Here is a 721-nt window from a genome sequence, read left to right on the forward strand (position 1 = left end):
TGATGCTCGACCGGTGGCGGACAAACCCGACATGGGCAGATTCGTGTCCGCCACCGGTCAGTTCTTGTTGGCCACCCATGGGCAGTTCTCGTGACCGCCTGTGGTCACTTCCCGATGTCCATTGACAGTTTTTGAAATCAGCGAAGAAACTTTCGGCCATACTGTTGCCCCACAACACCCCGCGAAGACCGCATCCGCGGAGAGCTCACGAGAGCCCGGTAAGCCCGGTAAGCCCGCGAGGTACATACGGCAAGTTCGGAGTGGAAGATGATAGTGCCCCATGGGGTGGTGTAATTCGGATCGGTGAACCATCCGGTTCATGATCAACGAGTTGTGTTGTATGTTAGGCGCTTTCGAGCTGAGGTGTCAACGACTCAGCGGTCGTGTCGGTTGATACTGCAGCGCGTTCCTTCCTGGCGATGACGACCCTCAGCTCGTCCATCGACACGTCGGAGACGTAGCGGCGGGTCACTTGCCACTCGTCGTGCGCTTCGATCACCACCGCGGTCGCCAGGCGCAGGAACGCCGCCGGGTTGGGGAAGATCTCCACGACATCGGCGCGGCGTTTGATCTCCTTGTTGAGTCGTTCGATCGGATTGTTCGACCAGATTTTCTGCCAATGCGACTTCGGGAACGCACGGAACGCGAGCACATCTTCCTTCGCACCGTCCATCATCGCCGACACCTTCGGAAACGACCCGGCGAGCGTCTGCGCGACCTG

1 protein-coding gene is annotated in these 721 nt (G+C 59.2%); it reads right to left on the minus strand.

Annotated features, from left to right (window positions below; translation table 11 throughout):
* Window positions 1-343 precede the first annotated feature (343 nt).
* A partial coding sequence (locus tag MTX35_RS25320; RefSeq protein WP_243597478.1) for a transposase occupies window positions 344-721 on the minus strand: 378 nt, incomplete at its 5' end.

This window comes from Rhodococcus sp. ARC_M12, from assembly GCF_022810385.1.
Classification (GTDB): Bacteria; Actinomycetota; Actinomycetes; order Mycobacteriales; family Mycobacteriaceae; genus Rhodococcoides; species Rhodococcoides navarretei.